Here is a 22,173-nt window from a genome sequence, read left to right on the forward strand (position 1 = left end):
GTCCGACGAGCTGACGTGCTGACGAGAAGGAGAGAACAACATGACCGGTGCGCGAACCGCCTTCATCACGGGCGTCAGCAGCGGGATCGGGCTCGCCACGGCCCGCACGCTGGCCCGCCAGGGCATCGCCGTCTTCGGCTGCGCGCGCGAGGGCAAGAAGGTCGCCGAGGTCGTGGAGGAACTGCGCGACGCCGGCTGCACGGCGGAGGGTACGTCCTGTGACGTCACCTCGGGCGAGCAGATCAGTGCCGCGGTGGCGGCCGCCACCGCCCGGTTCGGACGGATCGACATCCTCGTCAACAACGCCGGCCGCGGCGGAGGCGGGGAGATCGCCGACCTCGACGAGGACCTCTGGCTCGACGTGCTGGAGACCAATCTGACCAGTGTGTTCCGGGTGACCAAGGAGGTGCTGCGGGCCGGCGGCATGCTGGAGGCCGGGTGGGGACGCATCGTCAACATCGCCTCGACCGCCGGGAAGCAGGGCGTCATGTACGCGGCTCCGTACACGGCGTCCAAGCACGGTGTCGTGGGCTTCACCAAGTCCGTGGGTTTCGAACTGGCCCAGCGCGGCATCACGGTGAACGCGGTGTGCCCCGGCTATGTGGAGACCCCCATGGCCGTCCGGGTACGCCAGGGCTACGCGGCCCACTGGGGCATCACCGAGCAGGAGGTCCTCGACCGGTTCAACGCCAAGATCCCGCTGGGCCGGTACGCGACCCCGGAGGAAGTGGCGGGGCTGGTGGGCTACTTGGTGACCGACTCCGCCTCGTCGATCACCGCACAGGCGCTCAACGTGTGCGGCGGGCTCGGGAACTACTGAGGCGCGTCGGCGAACGCCGCGGGGCCCGCACCTGGAGGAACCGGGGGCGGGCCCTTCCGTTTTGGTACGCACATGTCAAGTTTCCCACTGGACGGCAACCTCGATCGAGTCAGATTCGAGTTGGCTGATGAATATTCCAGCACGGTTTTAGGAAGGAATCCGATCGTCGGTGACGCATTGTTCGCCAAGGTCGATTGGTTGACCGGCTGACAAGGCGTACATAGGCTGACGGTCGTCGCTGCCGCAGGTAATGACGGGGGGTTGCCTGATCGATCTCATACAGCGCCTTGTGCCACGACGTGGCCAAACGTGCAAGTGCTCGGCACCGTCCCGCGGTCTGACCATCCGTGGAGCTGCACTTTACTGGGGGAATTAGTGAGCATACGTCTTCTGGGAGAGCTGAACGCTACCTTAAACGGCCGATCGGTGACACCAACCGCCGCGAAGCCCCGTCAGGTTCTGGCCATGCTGGCGCTGAGCGCCGGACGCATCGTCTCGGTCCCCGCGCTCATTGAGGAGCTCTGGGGCGACCGCCCGCCGATGAGCGTACGGACCACACTGCAGACCTACATTCTCCAGCTGCGCAGGCTGATCGACTCGGCCCTGCCTGCCGACGCCCCGACCCGCGCCAAGGACGTCCTGGTCACCCGCTTCGACGGCTATCTGCTCGATGTCGCGGCCGAGGACGTGGACGTCTGGGTCTACGAACAGCTGGTGGACGCGGGAAACCAGGCCATCGAGCGCGGTGACTACGAGGCCGCCTCGCGACACCTGGGCAGGGCCCTGGACCAGTGGCAGGGGCACGCGCTCGCCGACGTGCGGGTGGGCATGCCCCTGAGCATCGAGGTGGCCAGGCTCGAGGAGAGCAGGCTCATCGCCCTGGACAACAGGATCGGAGCGGACATACGCCTGGGCCGGCACAACGCCGTGCTCAGCGAACTCACCGTGCTGACCGCCAAGCACCCCATGCACGAGAACCTCTGCGCCCACCACATGGTCTCGCTCTACCGGGCCGGGCGGCAGTCACAGGCGCTGGAGGTGTTCCGCAACCTGCGCCAGACCCTGAACCGGGAGCTGGGCGTGGAGCCGTCGGTGCGGCTGCAGAGGCTCCAGCGGGCCGTGCTGCGCTCCGAACTCGACCTTGAGGCGCCACCACCGGTCCGGCGGTCGGCGCGCGCCGAGGCCGTTCCGGTCGCGGTGGTGCCGGGAGCGGGCTGTGACGAGGAGACGAGCGGCGTCCCCGCCGGCGAAGCGGCGGGGACGGGACACCTGACCAGGACAGGGGGCAACGGATGGCAGCGGTGAGCACCGATCTCTACGTGGAGGTGCTGCGCTTCTACGCGGGGCAGATGGCCCTGCTGGACTCGCTGGACCTCGAGGGATACGCCGACACCTTCACCGAGGACGGCGTGACGCACCATGTCCACCGGGGGCAGAAGCTGGAGGGCAGGAGCGCGCTGCTCGAGCACGCCCGGGCCGCCCTGCCCCGGTACCGGGAGGTCGTGGTCCGGCACTGGAACGACAACTACCGGATGGAGCAGGGCGACGACGGGGCGCTGACCGTGGCGTACGGCTCCCTCGTGACGCTGACCGACAAGGAAGGCCAGGTCAGCTTCGAGTCCACCTACGCCGTGACCGACGTGCTGGTCCGGGTGGACGGCCGGCTGCGCACCAGGTCCCGGACGCTGCTGCGGGACCGGCCCGCGGCGGCCTGACCGGTGCGGGCGGGGCGGCTCAGCAGGCGTCCGCGCGAGTCTCGCGGCGCATCTGGGACGTGACGGGGAACGAGTCCTGCTCGTTCCCGGCCGCATCGTGGAAGGATCCCTCGCCCACCGTGGTGAAGCGGTCGCCGCGCAAGGTGGCCCGGTGGGTGGCCCGCAGATAGCCCGTGGTGTTCCCCGCGCCATCGAAGAACCGTTCCTTCACTGTGAAGGTGAAGGTGTTGCGGCCGGTGGTGCGCCAGGTGCCCTGCCCCTCGACGCCTCCGTCGGGCCCGGGGGGCGGGGCGATCAGGCACAGCGTGCCGTTCGCCCGGAACGACACCCGCGCCTCCACCTCCCCGGCCGGGAAACTCACCGAGCCGTTCCACACGCCCACGGGAGCCGCTTTGAGCTGCGCGACGGCGGCGACGGGCGCCGCCGCGGGGGCCTCGGCGGCTCCCGCGGCCGACGGGAGAAGGGGCACGAGGGCGAGCGCGCCCACGAGGGTGAGGGCACCGAGACTCCGGCTCATCGTCAGTCATCCGTTTCCCGGTCCGTGACGGACCGATGCTGCGGCAAGAGGTGGACGGAACCGGTCACGGAGGGCGGGGCGGCGGTGGCCGGCCCGTGTGCGCCCGTGACGCGGTGCCGACACCGTGGGGCCCGGCGCTCAGGACCGGCTGGATTGCGCCTCGACCGGCGGCACCCCGCCCCCGCCCGGCCGCGGCAGGCGCTCTCCCCGCCGCCCCCGAGCCGCTTCCGGCAGCCCTGCGAGGAGGTCCGGCACGCGCTTTCTGCTCGGATCACCGGTCATTCCCCGGGTTTCATCCCGGCGCGGATGAGATCGGAACCATTTTTTCTGCTTGATCGTTGCATTACCTTCTGTTTGCCCGGCTGAAAAAGCCCGACCGGGCATGAGCGGCCGACGGGTTAAGGCGGCACCCGCTCCCACCCGCCCCCGGATCCGGCGTTATTCGACTCGCTGTCCAGCGCGCTGAGCCGAGAATGTGAACCGCCCGATCCCGCGGAAGACGACGGTTTCCCGTGGCACCCGGCTACGGCGGACAAAAGCTGTCCGCGATCGGTCCTACGGTGTGAGCGCCTTGGCGGAGCCGTCGGGGCACCAATGCGAGCTCGCGCCACGCGGGTGAGGGAGGAGCAATGACGAACGCGATCGTCGCCGAGGGGCTGAGGAGAAGTTTCGGCCCCAACACGGCACTGGACGGATTCGACCTGACAGTGCGGGAGGGCACGGTCCACGGCCTGCTGGGCCCCAACGGCTCGGGCAAGACCACGACGGTACGGGTGCTGTCGACCCTGCTGCGGCCGGACGCGGGCCGGGCCACGGTGGCCGGCCTCGACGTGCTGACCCAGGCGCCCGAACTGCGCCGTCTGATCGGCCTGTCCGGCCAGTACGCGGCCGTGGACGAGGACCTGACCGCCCGGGAGAACCTGCAGATGGTGGCCAGGCTGTACCACCTGGGCGCCACGGCGAGCAAGAAGCGGGCGGACGAACTGCTGGAGCGGTTCGGCCTGACCAAGGACGCCGACCGGCCGGTGAAGGGCTACTCGGGCGGTATGCGCCGCCGGGTCGACCTGGCCTGCGCGGTGGTCTCCACCCCCCAGGTGCTGTTCCTCGACGAACCCACGACCGGCCTGGACGTACGCAGCCGGATGGCCATGTGGGACGTCATCGCCGAGCTGGTGCGGGGCGGCAGCACGCTGCTGCTCACCACCCAGTACCTGGAGGAGGCCGACCAACTGGCCGACCGCATCACGGTGATGGACCAGGGCAAGGTCATCGCCGAGGGCACCCCCGACGAACTGAAGGACCGGGTGGGCGGGGAGCGCCTGGAGATCACCGTGGGCAGCGCCTCGGACGCGGCCCAGGCCCGCACCCTGCTCCAGGACATCGCCCAGGGCGGCGAGACCTCGGTCGACGAGGAGAACAACCGGGTCATCGTGCCCGTCTCCGACGGACCGGAGGCCCTGGTGAACAGCGTGCGCCTGCTGGACCGCTCCCAGGTGCGCCTGGTGGGGACCACGCTGCGCAGGCCCAGCATGGACGAGGTGTTCCTCGCCCTCACCGAACGGCCGGCAACCGGAGATCAGGCCGACGGCCGTGCGAAGGAGGAAGTGAAGTGAGCGCCCTGAGCCAGGCCCTCGAGGACGGCGTCGTCCTCACCAAGCGCAACGTCATCAAGAACCTGCGCAACCCCGACATCGTGGTCTTCGCCAGCGCCGCACCGATCGCCTTCGCCCTGCTGTTCGGCTTCGTCTTCGGCAGCGCGATCGACGTCTACGGCTCCAACTACCGCGAGTTCATGGTCATCGGCATCCTCACCCAGACGATGCTGCTCACCGCCACGAACACCGGCGTCGGCATCGCCCATGACATGAAGCTGGGACTGATCGACCGCTTCCGCTCACTGCCCATCTCGCAGTCGGCGGTGCTGGTCGGCCGCACCAACGGCGACGCGGTCAACAACCTGCTGGTCATCGTGCTGATGTCCCTGACCGGCCTGTTGATGGGATGGCGGATCCGGGGTGGCTTCGTCGACGCGGCGATCGCCTTCCTGCTGCTGTTCCTCTTCGCCTACGCCGCCTCCTGGATCACCGCGGCCATCGGTCTGACGGCGAAGTCGCCCGAGGTGCTCGGCAACGCCATGCTCATGGTGCTGCTGCCGCTCACCTTCATCTCCAACTCGTTCGTGCCCAGCGAGGGACTGCCCGCGGTCCTGCGCGTGGTCGCGGACTGGAACCCCGTCTCGGCCGTGGTCGAGGCGTGCCGGCAACTGTTCGGGAACATCCCGGCGGGCCGGCCCGAACCCGAAGTGTGGCCCCTGCAGAACCCGGTCCTCGCCTCGTTCCTGTGGGTGGCGCTGATTCTCGCGATCTTCGTGCCGCTGGCCGTCCAGCGCTACAAGAAGGCCGTGAGCCAGTGAACGGCGGGCCGCCGGCCACGGCATCCGCCGCGGCCGGCGGCCCCCGGACGATCCGAAGGAGAAGCATGCGATTCCTGTTCGTCGCCGGGGGAGGTGCCGCGCCCGTGCACGCCAGCGTGCCGCTCGCCTCCGCGGCCCGCACGGCCGGCCACGAGGTCATCGTGGCCGCCCCCGAGGAGAACCTCGACCTCATCACCGGTCTCGGTCTGCCCGCCCGCGGCGTGACCGCCATGGGCATGGCCGACGCCATGCTCAAGGACCGGCAGGGCAACTGGCTGCCCATGCCCACGGGCGAGGCCCACGAGATGGACTTCGCGGGACGCGGCTTCGCCCGGCTGTCCGCCGCGAGCCTCGCGGGCACCCTCGAACTGGCCGAGGCATGGCGGCCGGACGTGGTGATCGGCGGCGAGTACAACCTGGCCGGCCCGCTCGTCGCCCACAAACTGGGCGTGCCCCTGGTGCGCCACACCTGGGCCATCTATGACCGCACCGACGTCGACTGGCAGGGCGCCACCGACGAACTGCGCCCCGAGCTGAAGCAGTTCGGCCTCGACACGATCCCCGACGCGACCCTCTTCGTCGACATCACCCCGCCCAGCGTGCGACCCGAGCACGCCGAACCCGCCCAGGCCATGCGCTGGACCGCGGGCAACCCGCAGATACCGCTCGAACCCTGGATGTACGCCAAGGGCGACCGCCCCCGCGTGCTCATCACCTCCGGCTCGCGCAGCGCCTTCATCCCCGCGCTCGGCATGCACTTCTTCCGGCCCCTGCTGGACAACCCGCTCCTGAACGCCGGCGACATCGAGGTCGTCGTCGCCACGGGCGAGCCGCTCGCCGGGCAGATCCGCGAGGCCTATCCGCACATCAAGGCCGGGTTCGTCCCCCTCGACGTGATCGCGCCCACCCTCGACCTCGCGGTCCACCACGGTGGCGGCGTCACCGTGATGACCCTGCTGAGCGCCGGGGTGCCGCAGCTCGTCCTCCCCGAGATCCTGGCCTCGGCGATCCCCCTGCGCCCGGTCGACGCGTTCGGCGCGACGCTCACCCTGCCCTCCCATCAGGAGCCGCCCGAGGAGGTGGCCGCGGACATCTCCAAGATGCTGTCCGACTCCTCCTACCGCCGGCGCGCCCGCGACCTCGCGGACGAGATCGCCGGGCTGCCCGCCCCCTCGGAGGTGGTCAAGGCGATCGAGGCCCTCGTCTGACGCCGGGCCTTCCCCACGCGATGGTGCCCGCCCCCTCGACAGGGGGCGGGCACCATCGCGTTCAGGGCCGTCCGGCCGGGGCTCAGACGCTGAGCACGGCCTCGCGCACCGCCGAGATCACCTTGTCCTGGAGGCCGGCGGGCAGCGACGGGTACATCGGCAGCGAGAAGATCTCGTCGGCCAGCCGCTCCGTCACGGGCAGGGAACCGCGCTCGTAACCGAGGTGCCGGAAACCGGAGTTGGTGTGCACCGGCCACGGATAGCTGATGTTCAGGGCGATGTCGTGACGCTTGACGTGCTCGATGATCGCGTCCCGGCGCGGGTGGCGCACCACGTAGACGTAGTACACGTGATCATTGCCCTCCGTCACCGACGGCAGCAGCAGACCCCGTCCGGCGAGGTCGCCCAGCCCCTCGCGGTAGCGCTCGGCCACCGCCCGGCGGCCGGCGACATAGGCGTCCAGCCGGCGCAGCTTGCGGCGCAGGATCTCGGCCTGCACCTCGTCCAGGCGGCTGTTGTGCCCGGGCGTCTGCACCACGTAGTACGTCTTCTCCATGCCGTAGTAGCGCAGTCGCCGCAGCGCCGCGTCGACGTCCGGGTCGGAGGTCAGCACCGCCCCGCCGTCGCCGTACGCGCCGAGCACCTTGGTCGGATAGAACGAGAACGCGGCCGCGTCCCCCAGCGAACCGGCGAGCCGGCCGTGGTGCCGGGCACCGTGCGCCTGCGCGCAGTCCTCCAGGATCGCCAGACCGTGACGCTCGGCGATCGCCCGCAGCGGCGCCATGTCGACGCACTGCCCGTACAGGTGAACGGGCAGCAGCGCCTTGGTACGCGGGGTGACGGCCGCGGCGACCTGATCGGTGTCCATCAGGAAGTCGGACTCGCGGATGTCGACGAAGACGGGTGTGGCGCCCGCGCCGTCGATGGCCACCACCGTCGGTGCCGCCGTGTTCGACACGGTGATCACCTCGTCACCCGGACCCACGCCCAGCGCCTGGAGGGCGAGCTTCACCGCGTTGGTGCCGTTGTCCACGCCGGTGCAGTGGGCACTGCCGTGGTACGCGGCGAACTCCTCCTCGAAGCCCGCCACGCTCGGCCCGAGGACCAGCCTGCCGGAACGGAACACCGTCTCGACGGCGTCCAGCAGATCCTCGCGCTCCGCCTCGTACTCCGGCAGGTAGTCCCACACATAAGTCGTCATGCCGACGGCTCTCCTTTTCGCGTCGCGACGTCTCGTCGCTCGGTGAACTCACGCCAATAGGCCTCCACCGCCTCGGTCAGCGGCCGGTGCGGCCGCCAGCCGAGCGAGCGCCACGCGGGACCGGTGTCCACACGCGACCAGGTCTCGGTGGAGTGCTGTCTCCCGGTCCCGCTGTGCTCCTCCACGACGGCGGGCAGCCCGCTCCGCTCGATCAGCAGGTCGACCAGCGCCCGCACGGAGGTGCTCTCGCCGCTGCCGACGTCGACCAGTTCCCCGGACCGCCGGGACAGCGCGGCGGCCACCACCGCCTCGGCGACATCCCGGACGTCGACGTAGTCGCGGTGCGCCAGCAGCGGGTCGAGCCGGATCACCGCCGGACCGCCCCGGGCCTGAAGGAGCTGTCCCGCCACCTGCCCGAGCAGACTCACGTCCGGGCTGCCCGGCCCGGCGATGTTGCTGATCCGCAGCACCATCCCGGTCAGTTCGCCGCTGCGGAACCGCTCCAGCACGGCCCGGGTCGCGGCGAGTTTGGCCCGGCCGTACGCGCTGGTCGGCCGGGCCTCGGCGACCGCCGTGGTGGAACTGCCCTCCCGCATCCGGCCGTACTCGAGCACCGAACCGAGATGCACCAGCCGTGGCCGTGCCGGGAGCAGGGCGAGGGCGTCCAGCAGCCGGAGGGTGGGGAGTGCGGCGGCCTCCCACATCTGGTCGTCCCGCCGCCCCCAGATGCTGCCGACGGCGTTGACCACCACCCCGGCCCCCGTCCCGCCCAGCTCCCGGGCCAGTTCACGCGGAGGCAGCGTGACCAGGTCGAGGACGAGGAAGCGCCAGGGCGGCGGATCGGCCGGTGCTCCGCGGGCCACGGACACGACCTCGACGCCCCGCTCGTGGAGGGCGGCGCACACATGCCGCCCGAGGAAGCCCGTACCGCCCAGGACGACGACCCTGCCGTTCGCGGACATGGTGTCCTTCCTTCCGCTGCCTGTGCCGTCGCCCGGTCGGTGCCCGTGCGGTCCTGTCCCACCTCCGGGAACGGCGTGCCGAGGGCATCGTGGACCGTCTCGATCGCGACTCGCTCAAGCCCCGGCCGGGTTCCAGCGGCGCTCGACGGGCAGCGGGGAGTCTGCCGGGAGTCAGAAGGACACCTCACCGCCCGGCAACGGAGGAATCATGTACGGCGCCGACTCGGCCAAGATCTACCACGCGCAGCACACCGCACGGGGCAAGGACTACGCCGCGGAGGCGGAACTCGTCGCCGAGCAGGTCCGCCGGAGGCTGCCCGGGGCCTCCAGCGTGCTGGACGTCGCCTGCGGCACGGGCGGACACCTCGGGCCGTTCAGCGAACTCATCGGCCACACCGAGGGCATCGACCTGTCCGAACCCATGCTCGAGATCGCCCGGGCCGATCTGCCCGACATCCCACTGCACACCGGCGACATGCGCTCCTTCGACCTGGGCCGCACCTTCGACGCCGTCACCTGCCTGTTCGCCTCCATCGGCTACGTCGGCTCCGTGGAGGAACTGCACCAGTCCCTGCGGTGCTTCGCCCGGCACGTCGTGCCCGGGGGAGTCGTGGCCGTCGAGCCGTGGTGGTTCCCCGAGACCTACGTCGACCGCTGGGTCTCCAGCGACGTCATCGACTCGGACGGCACCACGATCGCCCGGGTCGCGCACACCGTGCGGGACGGCGACGCCTCCCGGATGAGCGTCCACTACCTGATCGCCTCGCCCGACGGCGGCGTCCGGCACGTCACCGAGGTCCACCGGGCGATGCTCTTCACCCGCGACCAGTACGAGCACGCCTTCACGCAGGCGGGACTGCGGCCCGAGTACGTACCGGGCGTGCTCTCCGGCCGCGGGCTGTTCCTCGGCGTCCGCGCGTGACCCGGAGGGGCGCAAGCAGCGCTCCGACCGGGTTCGAGCGCCGCACCGGACCATGCGTCCAGCCGAGCGCCGCACCCGGGCGCTCACCGATCCTCATGAGAGGTGGCCTGTGGCCCGCCTGCTGCACATCGACTCCTCGCCCTCGCCCTACTCCGTCTCGCGCCGGCTCGCCGGGCTCTTCCGGGAGACCTGGGCCAAGGAACTGCCCGACGGCGACGTCACCCACCGCGACCTGGTGGCGACCCCGCTGCCGCACCTGGACGCCGACGGGGTCCACACCCTGCTCAACGCGCCCGAGACCGACGCCCAGCGCACCGCCGCCGCGCTGCACGACGAACTCGTCGAGGAGATCCTGTCCGCGGACGCGCTGCTGATCAGCGCGCCCATGCACAACTGGACCATCCCCTCCCACCTCAAGGCGTGGTTCGACCAGTCCCTGCTGATGGGCCGCACCCTGCCCTTCGACCCGTCCGCCAACCCCCTGGCGGGCCGCCCGGCCACCGTGATCCTGGCCTACGGCGGCGACTACGGTCCCCACTCCGCCGACCACGCGATGGACCACTGCGCGCCGTACCTGCGCACGGTGCTCGGGCAGGTCCTCGGCTACGACCTGGAGATCATCACCGCCTCGCACACCGTGGCCCCGTTCACCTCCCAGGACCCGGCCGACCACGAGAAGGCGGCCGTCTCGCTGCGGGAGGCGGAGGGCGCGGTCGCGGAACGCGCCCGGGTCACCGCCGCGGTGCCGGCCCGCGCCTGACCGAGGGCGGCCGCGTGAGGCACCGCCCTCACGCGGGCCGTTCCCCGGCCGCCGGGTCGCGGACGCTGCCGGCCCACTCGTCGCTCTCCGGCCAGGCCGCCCGGTGCAGCCGGCCGGTGAGCGTCCGCAGCCGCTGCACCAGCTCGTCCGGTTCGTGCACCACGAAGTCGAACCCGAACGCGGCCACCCACACCGCCAGGTGGTCCAGGCTGTCCGAGCCGATGCGCAGCAGGCACGACTCGTCGTCGATGGGCTCCACCGTGCCCAGCGTCGTCGGCACCTCGTCGGCCACCTCGGTGGCCGAGCCGCGCATCGTCAGCACGGCCCGGTAGCGGTACTGGGCCGTGGTGCGCCCCGTCGACAGATAGCTCACCAGGTCCTCGTCCGGCAGCGGCCGCGGGGTGAACCGGGGGCCGGTGGGCACCTTGAGCTCCAGCCGGTCGACGCGGAACCTGCGCCAGTCCGACCGCTGGGTGTCCCACGCGAAGAGATACCAGCGCCGCGCGTCGTGCACGAGCCGGTACGGCTCCACGTCGCGCACCGTGCGCTCCCCGTCGTAGGAGACGTAGTCGAACCGCAGCCGTTCCCGGTCCCGCACGGCCGAGGCGATCGCGCTGAGCGCCGAGGGGTCGATCGTGCGCCCCGGGGTGGGCATGGTGACCATCGCGGCGCCGAGCGTGTTGATCTGATGGCGCAGCCGGGACGGCAGCACCTGGTCGAGCTTGGCCAGGGCCCGTACGGACGTCTCCGCGATACCCGTGACCGCGCCCGCCGCCGCCGTCCGCAGTCCCACCGCCACGGCGACCGCCTCCTCGTCGTCGAGCAGCAGGGGCGGCAACGAGGCACCGGCCCCCAGCTGGTACCCGCCGCCCACCCCGCCGATGGCGTTGATCGGGTAGCCCAGGGCGCGCAGCTTGTCCACGTCACGCCTGATGGTGCGCGCGCTGACGCCCAGCCGGTCGGACAATTCCTGTCCTGACCAGTCACGTTGTGTCTGCAGCAGCCCGAGCAGACGCAGCAGCCGGGCCGAGGTTTCCAACATGGCGAGAGTTTGACATCAATGGCGGTCAATAGGTGACCGCGAATGCTCCTAACGTCGTTCCCAGACGGAAGGAGACCCCCCATGACCATTCTTGTAGCCGGTGCCACGGGCAACGTCGGACGTCCCCTCGTGGAGCAGTTGCTCGCCTCCGGGCACCAGGTGCGCGCGCTCACCCGCAATCCGCAGAAGGCCGACCTCCCGGCCGGCGCGGAGGCCGTCGCGGGGAACCTCGCGGACACCTCCAGCCTCGCCCAGGCCTTCGAGGGCGTGACCGCCGCGCACCTCATCAGCTTCGCCGGCGAGGACTTCTCCCCGCTGACCAACGGTGTGGAGATCGCCGAACTGGCGCGCAAGGCCGGGGTGCGGCGGGTGACCGTCCTCAAGGGCGACGTGGAGAAGAGCCCCCTGGAGGAGGCGGTCGAGGCCAGCGGCCTGGAGTGGACCCACCTCTCGCCGGTGGAGTTCATGTCCAACGCGCTGGAATGGGCCGAGTCGGTCACCTCCGAGGGCGTGGTCCGCGAGGCGTTCCCGGAGGCCAAGAGCGCCATGGTGCACGAGGCGGACATCGCGGCGGTCGCCGCCGTAGCCCTGACCGCGGACGGCCACGCGGGACAGGAGTACTGGCTCACCGGCCCCGAGGCGCTGACCCCGCCGGACAAGGTCCGCATCATCGGCGAGGCCCTCGGCCGCGAGGTCCGCTACGTCGAGTTGTCCCGGGACGAGATCGTCGGGCAGTGGCGTGAACAGGGCTACTCGGACGAGGACATCGAGTTCTTCATCATGATGCGCACCAACCCGCCGGAGGCCGGTTACACCGTGCTGCCGACGGTGGAGAAGGTCACCGGCAAGCCGGCCCGGACCTTCGCCCAGTGGGTGCGGGAGAACCGGGCCGCCTTCGGCGGCTGACCACGGCGCGAGGACAGCGCGCCGCGCGGTACCGGCGGCACGTCAGCCGTCCGGCACCGCATCCGGACAGGGCCGGGCGGGAATCCCCCGCCCGCCCGGCCCCCTTCCGCGCCGGCGCCCGCGAGTTCGACCATCGCTGTGGGCATCGTCGAGCAGTGCTGACCACCGTGGCGGACGACCTGTCGGGCCATCAGGCACTCGGGAGTCCGCCTTGACCGCAACCGTCCCGTCGGCCGCACGCCGACCGGAGTCCCCCGGGGACTCCCCCTCCCTGCGGATCGCACGGTCCGCCCTGGCGACCTCCGGTCACCTCGCTGACCTGGACGCCTTCCACGACTGGTTCACCGACTGCGGACGGCGGTTCGCGATGGAGGTGGGGGTGGTGCCCCTCGACGCGCTCAGCGGCTGGCGCACCGACCCGGCCACCGGCGACCTGCGCCACGAGTCGGGGCGGTTCTACGCCGTGACCGGGCTGGAGGTGCACACCCCGGGGGCGCCGGTCAGCCGGTGGCGGCAGCCGATCCTCGACCAGCCGGAAGTGGGCGTGCTCGGCATCCTCGCCAAGGAGTTCGACGGCGTCCTGCACTTCCTGATGCAGGCCAAGAACGAGCCGGGCAACCCCGGCGGGCTTCAGCTGTCACCCACCGTGCAGGCGACCCGCAGCAACTTCACCCGGGTGCACGGCGGCAGCCGCGTGCCCTACCTCGACCACTTCCTGGACACCTCGCGCCACCACGTGCTCGCCGACGTCCGCCAGTCCGAGCAGGGCGCCTGGTTCTACCGCAAACGCAACCGCAACATGGTGGTGCTCGTGACGGAGGACGTCGAGACCCTGGACGGCTTCTGCTGGCTGACGCTCGGGCAGCTGCACCGGCTCCTGGCCGTGGACGACCTGGTGAACATGGACGCGCGCACCGTGCTGTCCTGTCTGCCGTTCGCCGCCGCCGGCCTGTCCGACCTGCACGGCGGGCCCGCCCCCGACCCCTTCACGGCCGCCCTGGTCCGGTCCTGCGAGCCCGGGGCCGACGACCGGCAGGAGACCAGGGAACTGCTCGGCTGGCTGAGCGGCATCCGGTCGGGACGCGAGGATCGCGTCCTGCCCGTCCCGCTGCGCGAGGTGGACCGGTGGCGGCTCGTGGACGGCCGGATCGTGCACGAGGACGGTGCCTTCTTCAGCGTGATGGGCGTGACCGTCTCGGCGGCGGGGCGGGAGGTCCGCAGCTGGTCCCAGCCCCTGATCGAGCCGTGCGACCAGGGCGTGTGCGCCTTCCTCGTACGGCGGCGCGAGGGCGTCCTGCACCTGCTCGTGCAGGCCAAGGCCCAGCCCGGTTTCGTCGACACCGCCGAGCTGGCGCCCACCGTGCAGTGCACACCGTCCAACTACGACGTACTGCCGGAGGCCGCACGGCCCCCGTACCTGACCGAGGTGCTCTCCGCCCGGCCGGAGCAGATCCGCTTCGACACCGTCCTCGCCGAGGAAGGGGGACGGTTCTACCGGGCCCGCAACCGGTACGTCGTCGTCGAGACCGGCGACGAGCACGACACCCCGCGGCCCGGTTACCGGTGGGTGACGATGGCGCAGCTGTCCGAGCTGCTCTGCCACAGCCACTACCTCAACGTCGAGGCCCGCAGCCTCGTCGCCTGCCTGCACGCCCTGTCCGCCGGACTTCGACCGGACCTCGAGACCGCGTCCCGACACTGACCACCGTTCTGACCTCAGCGTTCGCCCCGACCTCACGAGGAGACCACCATGGCCGCTCCGGCAGACCGCGCGGGAAGTGTCACGTTCGTCAACCGTTTCACCGTCTCCGGCGACCCGGACGCCTTCGAGAAGGCGTTCGCCCGCGTCGCCGAGTTCATGACGGTGCAGCCCGGCATCCTCGGCTACACCCTCTCGCGCGACGTCGACGACCCCCAGCGCTACGTGAACATCGCGCGCTGGGAGAACGCCCCGGCCCTGCGGGCCGCCGTCACCCGGCCGGGCTTCCGCGAGCACGTGGAGGAGCTGCGGCAGCTGGCCGAGAGCAGCTCCGAGCTGTACGTCGAGCGGCAGCGCTACCTCGGCGACGGCGTACCGGCGGCCTGACCACCCCGGCGCCACCGACCGGCCGATGAGACGAAAGGAGCGGTACCCGTGGACGAGTTGAGCGCGGCGGTGCTGGCGGACGCCCCCGCCGAGGAACTGGGGAACATCCCCCTGCCCAAGAGCTACCGGGCCGCCTGCCTGCGGGCCGAGGACACCGGGACCTTCGCCGGCGTCGACGACAAGGACGTGCGCAAGACGCTCCGCGTCGACGAGGTGCCCCTGCCCGAACCGGCCCCGGACGAGGTGCTGGTGGCCGTGATGGCGAGCGCCATCAACTACAACACCGTCTGGTCGGCGACCTTCGAACCCCTGCCGACCTTCGGCTTCCTCGGCCGCCTCGGCCGGCAGGGCGGATTCGCGGCGCGCCACGACCTGCCCTACCACGTGGTCGGCTCGGACGCGGCGGGCGTGGTGGTGCGCACCGGCGCCGCCGTCGCCCGGTGGGCCGTCGGCGACCACGTGGTGGTCAGCTGCGTCCAGGTCGACGACCACGAACCGGCCACGCACGGCGACGCCATGCTCGGTTCGGGCCAGCGCATCTGGGGCTACGAGACCAACTTCGGCGGCCTCGCCCACTACGCCGTGGTGAAGGCGAGCCAGCTGCTGCCGAAGCCGGGGCACCTCACCTGGGAGGAGGCTGGGAGCTCCATGCTCACCGCGGCCACCTCCTACCGCATGCTGATCAGCGACAAGGGCGCCCGGATCAAGCTCGGCGACGTCGTGCTGATCTGGGGCGCGGCCGGCGGCCTCGGTGCCTTCGCGGTGCAGTTGGTCAAGCAGGCGGGCGGCATCCCCGTCGCCGTGGTCGGCTCACCCGACAAGGCCCGCGCGGTGCGTGCCCTCGGCTGCGACGTGGTCCTGGACCGCACCGAACTCGGGCTGGGCGGCGGTGGCACGGGGGAGGAGATCATCGCCCAGGGCAAGCGGCTCGGACGCGCCGTCCGCCAGGCCGTCGGAGAGGACCCCGCGGTCGTCTTCGACTACGTCGGCCGGGCCACCTTCGGGCTCTCCGTCTTCGTGCTGCGGCGCGGCGGCACCGTCGTCACCTGCGGCTCCAGCACCGGCTACCAGCACGAGTTCGACAACCGCTACCTGTGGATGCACTCCAAGCGCGTCGTCGGCAGCCATGCCGCCAACCTCATGGAACAGGCCGAGTGCAACCGGCTGTTCGACCTCGGCAAGCTCGTGCCCGTGCTGTCCGAGGTGCACCCCCTGGACGAGGTGGGCGAGGCGGCCCGCAGGGTCCAGCTCAACCAGCACACCGGCAAGGTGGGCGTCCTGTGTCTGGCGCCGCGCGAAGGACTCGGGGTCACCGACCCCGAGCGGCGCCGGGCGATCGGCCCCACCGTCCTCAACCCCTTCCGACCATCCGTCCCGATGACCTGAAAGGCCTTCCGGTACACCGTCGCATGCGAAACACAGAAGACGACATCGTCATCGTCGGCGCCCGTGAGAACAACCTCAAGGACGTCTCCTTACGACTGCCCAAGAACAAGATCACCGTCTTCACGGGCGTGTCGGGCTCGGGCAAGTCCTCCGTGGTGTTCGACACCATCGCGGTGGAGGCGCAGCGGCAGCTGAACGGCACGTTCAGCTGGTTCATCCGCAACCAACTGCCCAAGTACCAGCGGCCGCACGCGGACGTCATCGCCAACCTGACCTCACCCGTCGTGGTGGACCAGAAGCCGGTCGGCGGGAACGCCCGCTCCACGGTGGGCACGATGACCGACATCTACTCCAGCGTGCGTGTGCTCTTCTCCCGCCTGGCCACGCCCTACAACGCGCCCTCCGTGTACTCCTTCAACGACCCCCAGGGGATGTGCGCGGAGTGCGACGGGCTCGGCCAGGCACGCCGCGTCGACGTGGATCGCATGCTCGACCGCTCCAAGTCCCTGGACGAGGGCGCCATCCAGCTCCCCACCCACAAGGTGGGGAGCATGGACTGGCAGCAGTACGCCAACTCCGGCCATTTCGACAACGCCAAGCGCCTGTGCGACTACACCGACGACGAGTGGCAGATGCTGCTGTACGGCAGCGGCGGCAAGGTCACGGTCAGCACGGCGAACAGCACGGCGACCCTCAACTACGAGGGCGTCGTCGCGCGTTTCAGCCGCACGAACCTCAAACGCGACCTGAGCTCCCTCAGCGAGCGAGGGCGGGCCAACGTCGAACGGTTCATCACCATGGGCGAGTGCGAGGCCTGCCGGGGAGCCCGCCTGAACCCAACGGCCCTTGAGGCCAGGGCCGGGTCCCACACCATCGCCGACTGGACCCGCATGGAGGTCAGCGATCTCATCGAGGTCCTCGCCGCGATCGACGACCCGGTGGCCGGCGCCATCGCCGAGGGCGTGGTCAGCGCCCTGCGGCGGATCGAGACGGTCGGCCTGGGCTATCTTTCCCTCGACCGCGCGACGACGTCCCTGTCCGGCGGCGAGGCGCAGCGCCTGAAGACCGTACGCCACCTCAGCGGCAGCCTCGTCGGCATGACGTACGTGTTCGACGAGCCGAGCACCGGACTGCACCCGCGGGACGTGGGCCGGCTCAACGACATGCTGCGCGAGCTGCGCGACAAGGGCAACACGATTCTGGTCGTCGAGCACGACCCGGACGTCATCGCCATCGCCGACCACGTCGTCGACATGGGGCCCGGGGCCGGTGTGCACGGCGGCGAAGTCGTCTTCGAGGGGTCCTTCGACGCCCTCCGCCAGGCCGACACCCCGACCGGCGCCGGACTGCGTGCCATCGGCGGGGTGAAGGAGCCGGTGCGTGAGCCGACCGGTGAACTGCGCGTGGAGAACGCGAGCCTGCACAATCTGAAGAACGTCTCCGTGAGCATCCCCACCGGCACGCTCACCGCGGTGACCGGCGTGGCGGGCTCGGGCAAGAGCTCCCTGATGGCCGGGGCCTTCATGGCCGCCCACCCCGACTCCGTCTTCGTGGACCAGTCGCCCATCAAGGCCTCCTCCCGCTCCACCCCCGCCAGCCACCTCGACGTCATGGACGCGATCCGCAAGCTGTTCGCCAAGGCGACCAAGACGCCGGTCTCCCTGTTCAGCTTCAACTCGGCCGGTGCCTGCGACGAGTGCAAGGGCCGCGGTGAGATCGTCACCGAGCTCGCCTACATGGATCCGGTGCGGACACGCTGCGAGGCCTGTGAGGGCCGGCGGTTCAAGGACGACGTGCTGGCGCACACGCTGCGCGGCCGGTCCATCGCGGACGTGCTGGAGATGTCCGCGGAGGACGCCGTGGCGTTCTTCCACGAGCGCGAGGTGCACGACAAGCTGATCGGACTGCTGGAGGTGGGCCTGGGCTACCTCACCCTGGGCCAGCCGCTGAGCACACTGTCCGGCGGTGAACGCCAGCGGCTGAAGCTGGTCGCCCACCTGCACCGGACGGGCGCCGTCCATGTCCTCGACGAGCCGACGACCGGACTGCACATGTCGGACGTCGACACCCTGGTCGCCCTGCTCAACCGGCTGGTCGACCGCGGCAACACCGTCGTCGTCATCGAGCACAACCTGGATGTCGTACGGCAGGCCGACTGGGTGGTCGACCTCGGACCGGACGGCGGCAAGCACGGGGGCGAGGTCGTCTTCACCGGCACCCCGAGCGAGCTGCTGAAGGCCGACGCCTCCGTCACCGGCGCGTATCTGCGCCAGTACTGCGGAGTCTGACCGGACGACTCCCGCCGTGATGCCGGCCCGGACGGCATCACGGCGCGAGCCGGAGACGCGTCGAGCGGGCTGCGGGCCCGGGCGGGTCGCCCCCAGCCGGACCGAAGGCGCCCCCTCACGCCGGCTCGGCCTCACCACCCCGCAGCGCCTGGTACACCGACCACACCACGGCCACCAGCGGTACGGCCACCACCGCGCCGATCACCCCCGCCGCGACCGCCCCGCCGACCACCGCCAGGGCGACCACCACCGGGTGCAGCCGTACGGCCCAGCTCATCACGATGGGGTGCAGAAGATGGCCCTCGATCTGGCCGATGACCACGATCAGCGCCACGACCACCAGGGCGATGAGCGGTCCCTTCGAGGCCAGGGCGACGACCGCCGCGATCGCCAGGGCGATGGGCGAGCCGATCAAGGGGATGAACGCGGCCGTGAACTCCAGCAGCGCCAGCGGCACGGCGAGCGGCACCCCGAGGGCGAACAGCGCGATGCCCACGAGGACCGCGTTGGTCGCCGCCACCAGCAGGATGCCGTGCGTGTACCCGGTGAAGGTCCGCCAGGCCGCCCCGGCCCCGATCGCGAACCGCCGCCGGGCCCGGTCGGGGAGCTGGTCGCACAACCACCGCCACTGTGTGTCGCCGGAGTGCGTGAAGAAGACCGCGCAGAACAGGGCCAGCGCGAGCACGGTCAGCACCTCCACCAGCCGGCTCGCACCGCTGAGCGCCGTACTGATGAGGGTGGAGCGGTGGTCCGACAGGAGCCTGCCGATCCGGGACTGGAGATCGTCGAACGCGTCCGCGGGGAGCCGGAAGGGCGGTTCCTCCAGCCGGTGCTCGATCCGGTCGATCCCCGCCACGAACTCCTTCCGCAGCCCGGTCCGCTGGTCCGCCACGGTCTCACCCACCAGGGCCAGCGCCCCGAGGACGAGGACGATGCCGCCGATGAACGCGAGGGCGACCGCGAGGGGCCGGGGCAGGTACCGGGCGAGGAGACCGGCCACGGGGCGCAGCACCGCCGTGATGACGAGCCCGAGGAAGACGGCGACGGCGACCCGGTGGAACTGCCCGAGCACGGAGAACGCGACCCGGACGACGATGCCGACCGCGATGAGCCGCCACGCGTACGCGGCGGCGGTCCGCAGCACACCCGGCACACGCGACTCGGCGTCGTTCAGCGGGGGCAGGGCCGAGACGGATGGATCGGGGGGAGTCGGCATCTCATGCCCGTACCACCCCGCGGCCGCCGGAGCGCGCGGCCGGCCCGGAATTCCCCCGAAGGCCGGTACCGGCCCGGCCGCAAGTCTCCAACGAGCCATAGGGAGATCCCCATGATTCAAACGGCAACCGTTCAGAAACTGTGAACTCTCAATAACATCCCGGGCATCAGTTCCGCCGGCCTCCCACCCCCCACACCACGGAGACCACGCCATGCCCACCGCGACGAACGCGTCCGGGTCCGCCTTACCCGACGCCCCGCCCGGGGGCCTCGACGCTCTCGAAGCCCTGCCCACCGCACCCGCTCCGCCCACCGTCCTGATGGACGACCAGGCCCTCGCGCACTTCCTCACCGCGGCCGTCGCCGAGTACCGGCTCGTCACCGCCGAGACCCCGCTGCCCTGTTTCGCCCTGCTGCTCGGCACCGCCGAAGCGGCCACGTACGCGGAAGCGGCGACCTACCACGTGCGGCGGGTCGCCTTCGGGCGCAACGCCCGCACCAGCGACCCGGCGGCCCGGCGCGAGTTCCGCGACACGATCGTGCCGGAGTTCGGAGCGGCCTACGAGAACGAGCACCGGGGCTGGTGGATGGACTCCCGTGACGTCCTGCGGGCCTCCCGCGAAGCCGACCGTCTCGGTCTCGACCTGCTCGGCTCCATCCACATGCACCCGGACTGGCACCGCCTGGGGCCGCCCTCGGAACGGGGAAAGGTGCTCAGCGAGCGCCCGACCCCCATGGACGTCCACCTCTTCGGCCGGACCGGGTGGCCCGTCAACGTCATCTGCTACCTGGAACGCCGGGGCGGCGCCTTCTACCACGCGCTGGCCGCCTGGGCGCCGCCCCCGGAGCGGCCCGACGGGGACGCCCCCTGCCCCGGTTTCGCCCTGCGTATCCGCACGAGTTCACCGCTGGAGGCGTGACGACGATGCAGCACACCGACGGAACACACACCACGCGGGACGGCAGCCCGCAGGACGCCCGGCAGATCCGGGCCCTGTGGGCGGAGATGGCCCGTGGCTGGGCGGCCGGCGACGCCGCGCTCTTCGCAGCGAACTTCACGCAGGACTGCGACTTCACGACCGTACGGGGCGACAAGCCACCCGGCCGGGCCGGCATCGAGGCCGGACACGACGCCCTCTTCAAGGGCCCCTACGCCGGCACCGTCCTCGACGCACGGGTGGTGGCCATCCGCCACCTCGGCCCGGACCTGGCCACGGTCGAGGCGGAGTCGACCGTCAGCACCCCGGACGGCGAGCCGCTCACCACGACGCACGCCCTGGCCGTCGTGGAACGGACGGCCGAGCACCCCTGGCTGATCCGGGCGTTCCACAACATGATCCCGGCGCGGCGCGCCGGCGCCGCGGACGCGGACGACGTGAAGGAGCCCACCGCGGACGGCGCCACCGCCCGGCCCAAGCTGCGCCACCTGGCCATCGTGGCCCGCGACCCGGAGAAACTGGCCGAGTTCTACACCTCGGTCTTCGCGATGGAGCTCTTCCACCGCGATCCGGACGGCAGTTGCTTCCTCTCCGACGGCTATCTGTCCCTCGCCCTCATCAAGCACCAGCTCGACGGCGACACCCCGGTCGGCATGAACCACTTCGGCTTCCACATCGCGGACACGGCCGCCACCTCCGAGGCCCTGACGGCGGCCGGCACACCCGAACCGGCCGAACGCTTCACCGACCGCCCCTTCGCCGAGTACCGCGCCATGGATCCGGAGGGCAACTGGTTCGACCTCTCGGAACACGGCTTCGGCGGACCACGGCCCCCGTCCGGCACGGACGACCGCGCCTAGGAGCCGTCCGGCCGGGCGGCGGTCGGTTCGCGGCAATCACTCGAAGAAGAGAGGAACTCCATGAGAAGGTCTTGGATTCTGCCCCTCATCACGCTGGTCACCGCCGCGTTGGGAGTGACAGCGGGAGGTGCGGCCCCTGCCTCCGCGGCCTCCACCACGCCCTTGCGGGTCATGCCGCTGGGTGACTCCATCACCTGGGGTGTGGGCAGCAGTACGGGCAACGGCTACCGGGGCCCGTTGTGGGACAAGCTCGCCGCGGACGGCCATCCGCTCGACTTCGTCGGCACGCTGCGGGGCGGTTCGATGTCCGACCCCGACAACCAGGGCCACTCGGGATACCGCATCGACCAGATCGCCCCACTCGCCGACGCCTCACTCACCCGCTACCGGCCCAACGTCGTGACGCTGCACATCGGCACCAACGACCTCAACCAGTCCTACCAGGTCTCCACCGCCACCGCCCGGCTGAAGTCGCTGGTCGGCCAGATCACCGCCGCCGCCCCGGACGCGACCGTCCTCGTGGCCTCGCTGGTCGTGTCCACCAGCGGCTCGGAGGAGCAGTACCGGGCCGCGTACAACCAGGCCATCCCCCAGATCGTCAGCGAGGCACAGGCCGCGGGCAAGCACGTCGCGTACGTGGACATGAGTAGCCTGACCACGGCCGACCTGGCCGACGCCCTGCACCCCAACGACTCGGGCTACCGGAAGATGGCCGACGCCTTCCACCGTGGCGTCCAGTCCGCGGACAGCGCCGGGTGGCTGAAGAACCCCGCTCCCGCGCCCGCCCGCGTCCAGTCCGGTGTGGCCGGCAAGTGCATGGACGTCAAGGGGGCCGGGGTCGCCGACGGGACCGCCGTCCAGACGTGGGCCTGTGGCGACGGTGCCAACCAGTACTGGTCCGCCTACACCGACGGCACGCTGCGCTCCCTGGGCA

General features: G+C 71.1%; 21 protein-coding genes. 16 read left to right on the plus strand and 5 right to left on the minus strand.

Going from position 1 to position 22,173, the window contains the following annotated elements:
• Positions 1–40 precede the first annotated feature (40 nt).
• The 3 genes from AB0I06_RS22675 to AB0I06_RS22685 all read left to right on the plus strand — a co-directional run bounded on the left by AB0I06_RS22675 (position 41) and on the right by AB0I06_RS22685 (position 2,535).
• The gene (locus AB0I06_RS22675) at positions 41–820 is read left to right on the plus strand and encodes an SDR family NAD(P)-dependent oxidoreductase (protein WP_363120642.1); all 780 of its coding nucleotides are present in this window, start codon (positions 41–43) and stop codon (positions 818–820) included.
• A gap of 426 nt (positions 821–1,246) precedes the next feature.
• Positions 1,247–2,125 carry an AfsR/SARP family transcriptional regulator gene (locus tag AB0I06_RS22680; RefSeq protein ID WP_363120643.1) on the plus strand — a complete coding sequence of 293 codons (879 nt, stop codon included), beginning with the start codon at positions 1,247–1,249 and terminating at the stop codon, positions 2,123–2,125.
• The gene (locus AB0I06_RS22685) at positions 2,122–2,535 is read left to right on the plus strand and encodes a nuclear transport factor 2 family protein (protein ID WP_363120644.1); all 414 of its coding nucleotides are present in this window, start codon (positions 2,122–2,124) and stop codon (positions 2,533–2,535) included. The genes AB0I06_RS22680 and AB0I06_RS22685 overlap by 4 nt, the downstream gene beginning before the upstream one ends.
• 19 nt (positions 2,536–2,554) lie before the next feature.
• Here the strand turns inward: AB0I06_RS22685 and AB0I06_RS22690 are convergent, their stop codons facing one another.
• Positions 2,555–3,052 (minus strand): hypothetical protein, encoded by a 498-nt coding sequence (locus AB0I06_RS22690; RefSeq protein ID WP_363120645.1) that lies wholly within the window; start codon positions 3,050–3,052, stop codon positions 2,555–2,557.
• 629 nt (positions 3,053–3,681) lie between these two features.
• Between AB0I06_RS22690 and AB0I06_RS22695 the strand changes: the two genes are divergently transcribed.
• The 3 genes from AB0I06_RS22695 (at position 3,682) to AB0I06_RS22705 (ending at position 6,673) form a co-directional block, all read left to right on the plus strand.
• On the plus strand, positions 3,682–4,665 hold the full coding sequence (locus tag AB0I06_RS22695) for an ATP-binding cassette domain-containing protein (RefSeq protein WP_363120646.1): 984 nt from the start codon (positions 3,682–3,684) through the stop codon (positions 4,663–4,665).
• Positions 4,662–5,465, plus strand: a complete 804-nt coding sequence (locus AB0I06_RS22700) for an ABC transporter permease (RefSeq protein WP_363120647.1) — start codon at positions 4,662–4,664, stop codon at positions 5,463–5,465. The genes AB0I06_RS22695 and AB0I06_RS22700 overlap by 4 nt, the downstream gene beginning before the upstream one ends.
• Before the next feature lie 65 nt (positions 5,466–5,530).
• Positions 5,531–6,673 (plus strand): glycosyltransferase, encoded by a 1,143-nt coding sequence (locus tag AB0I06_RS22705; RefSeq protein ID WP_363120648.1) that lies wholly within the window; start codon positions 5,531–5,533, stop codon positions 6,671–6,673.
• Positions 6,674–6,755: 82 nt separating this feature from the next.
• On the opposite strand, the gene AB0I06_RS22710 is transcribed toward AB0I06_RS22705, so the two are convergent.
• Positions 6,756–7,874: a DegT/DnrJ/EryC1/StrS family aminotransferase gene (locus AB0I06_RS22710; protein WP_363120649.1), complete on the minus strand. Its 1,119-nt coding sequence runs from the start codon at positions 7,872–7,874 to the stop codon at positions 6,756–6,758.
• Complete coding sequence (locus tag AB0I06_RS22715; protein ID WP_363120650.1) at positions 7,871–8,836, minus strand: NAD(P)-dependent oxidoreductase; 966 nt, start codon at positions 8,834–8,836, stop codon at positions 7,871–7,873. Before AB0I06_RS22715 ends, AB0I06_RS22710 begins: the two co-directional genes overlap by 4 nt.
• A gap of 208 nt (positions 8,837–9,044) precedes the next feature.
• Between AB0I06_RS22715 and AB0I06_RS22720 the strand changes: the two genes are divergently transcribed.
• Positions 9,045–9,758 carry a class I SAM-dependent methyltransferase gene (locus AB0I06_RS22720; RefSeq protein WP_363120651.1) on the plus strand — a complete coding sequence of 238 codons (714 nt, stop codon included), beginning with the start codon at positions 9,045–9,047 and terminating at the stop codon, positions 9,756–9,758.
• 109 nt (positions 9,759–9,867) lie between these two features.
• Positions 9,868–10,518: an NAD(P)H-dependent oxidoreductase gene (locus AB0I06_RS22725; protein WP_363120652.1), complete on the plus strand. Its 651-nt coding sequence runs from the start codon at positions 9,868–9,870 to the stop codon at positions 10,516–10,518.
• 28 nt (positions 10,519–10,546) lie between these two features.
• Here AB0I06_RS22725 and AB0I06_RS22730 read toward each other — a convergent pair whose 3' ends face one another.
• Positions 10,547–11,560: a YafY family protein gene (locus AB0I06_RS22730; RefSeq protein WP_363120653.1), complete on the minus strand. Its 1,014-nt coding sequence runs from the start codon at positions 11,558–11,560 to the stop codon at positions 10,547–10,549.
• Between the two features lie 81 nt (positions 11,561–11,641).
• On the opposite strand from AB0I06_RS22730, the gene AB0I06_RS22735 reads away from it, so the two are divergent.
• The 5 genes from AB0I06_RS22735 (at position 11,642) to AB0I06_RS22755 (ending at position 18,226) form a co-directional block, all read left to right on the plus strand.
• Positions 11,642–12,466 carry an NAD(P)H-binding protein gene (locus tag AB0I06_RS22735; protein ID WP_363120654.1) on the plus strand — a complete coding sequence of 275 codons (825 nt, stop codon included), beginning with the start codon at positions 11,642–11,644 and terminating at the stop codon, positions 12,464–12,466.
• Positions 12,467–12,677: 211 nt separating this feature from the next.
• Positions 12,678–14,168, plus strand: coding sequence for an NDP-hexose 2,3-dehydratase family protein (locus AB0I06_RS22740; protein ID WP_363120655.1), 1,491 nt, complete (start codon positions 12,678–12,680; stop codon positions 14,166–14,168).
• Positions 14,169–14,216: 48 nt separating this feature from the next.
• Entirely contained in the window at positions 14,217–14,552 is a 336-nt protein-coding gene (locus AB0I06_RS22745) for an antibiotic biosynthesis monooxygenase family protein (RefSeq protein ID WP_363120656.1), read from the plus strand.
• Positions 14,553–14,600: 48 nt separating this feature from the next.
• The gene (ccrA, locus tag AB0I06_RS22750; protein WP_363120657.1) at positions 14,601–15,938 is read left to right on the plus strand and encodes a crotonyl-CoA carboxylase/reductase; all 1,338 of its coding nucleotides are present in this window, start codon (positions 14,601–14,603) and stop codon (positions 15,936–15,938) included.
• A 23-nt stretch (positions 15,939–15,961) separates the two neighbouring features.
• Entirely contained in the window at positions 15,962–18,226 is a 2,265-nt protein-coding gene (locus tag AB0I06_RS22755) for an excinuclease ABC subunit UvrA (RefSeq protein ID WP_363120658.1), read from the plus strand.
• A 115-nt stretch (positions 18,227–18,341) separates the two neighbouring features.
• Here AB0I06_RS22755 and AB0I06_RS22760 read toward each other — a convergent pair whose 3' ends face one another.
• On the minus strand, positions 18,342–19,442 hold the full coding sequence (locus AB0I06_RS22760; RefSeq protein WP_363120659.1) for an AI-2E family transporter: 1,101 nt from the start codon (positions 19,440–19,442) through the stop codon (positions 18,342–18,344).
• Between the two features lie 211 nt (positions 19,443–19,653).
• On the opposite strand from AB0I06_RS22760, the gene AB0I06_RS22765 reads away from it, so the two are divergent.
• The 3 genes from AB0I06_RS22765 to AB0I06_RS22775 form a co-directional block, all read left to right on the plus strand.
• A complete protein-coding gene (locus AB0I06_RS22765; RefSeq protein WP_363120660.1) occupies positions 19,654–20,361 on the plus strand; it encodes a hypothetical protein in 708 nt (235 codons plus the stop codon).
• Between the two features lie 5 nt (positions 20,362–20,366).
• The gene (locus AB0I06_RS22770; protein ID WP_363120672.1) at positions 20,367–21,239 is read left to right on the plus strand and encodes an SgcJ/EcaC family oxidoreductase; all 873 of its coding nucleotides are present in this window, start codon (positions 20,367–20,369) and stop codon (positions 21,237–21,239) included.
• Between the two features lie 60 nt (positions 21,240–21,299).
• A partial coding sequence (locus tag AB0I06_RS22775) for a GDSL-type esterase/lipase family protein (RefSeq protein ID WP_363120661.1) occupies positions 21,300–22,173 on the plus strand: 874 nt, incomplete at its 3' end.

It is taken from the genome of Streptomyces sp. NPDC050674, from assembly GCF_040654575.1.
Classification (GTDB): Bacteria; Actinomycetota; Actinomycetes; order Streptomycetales; family Streptomycetaceae; genus Streptomyces.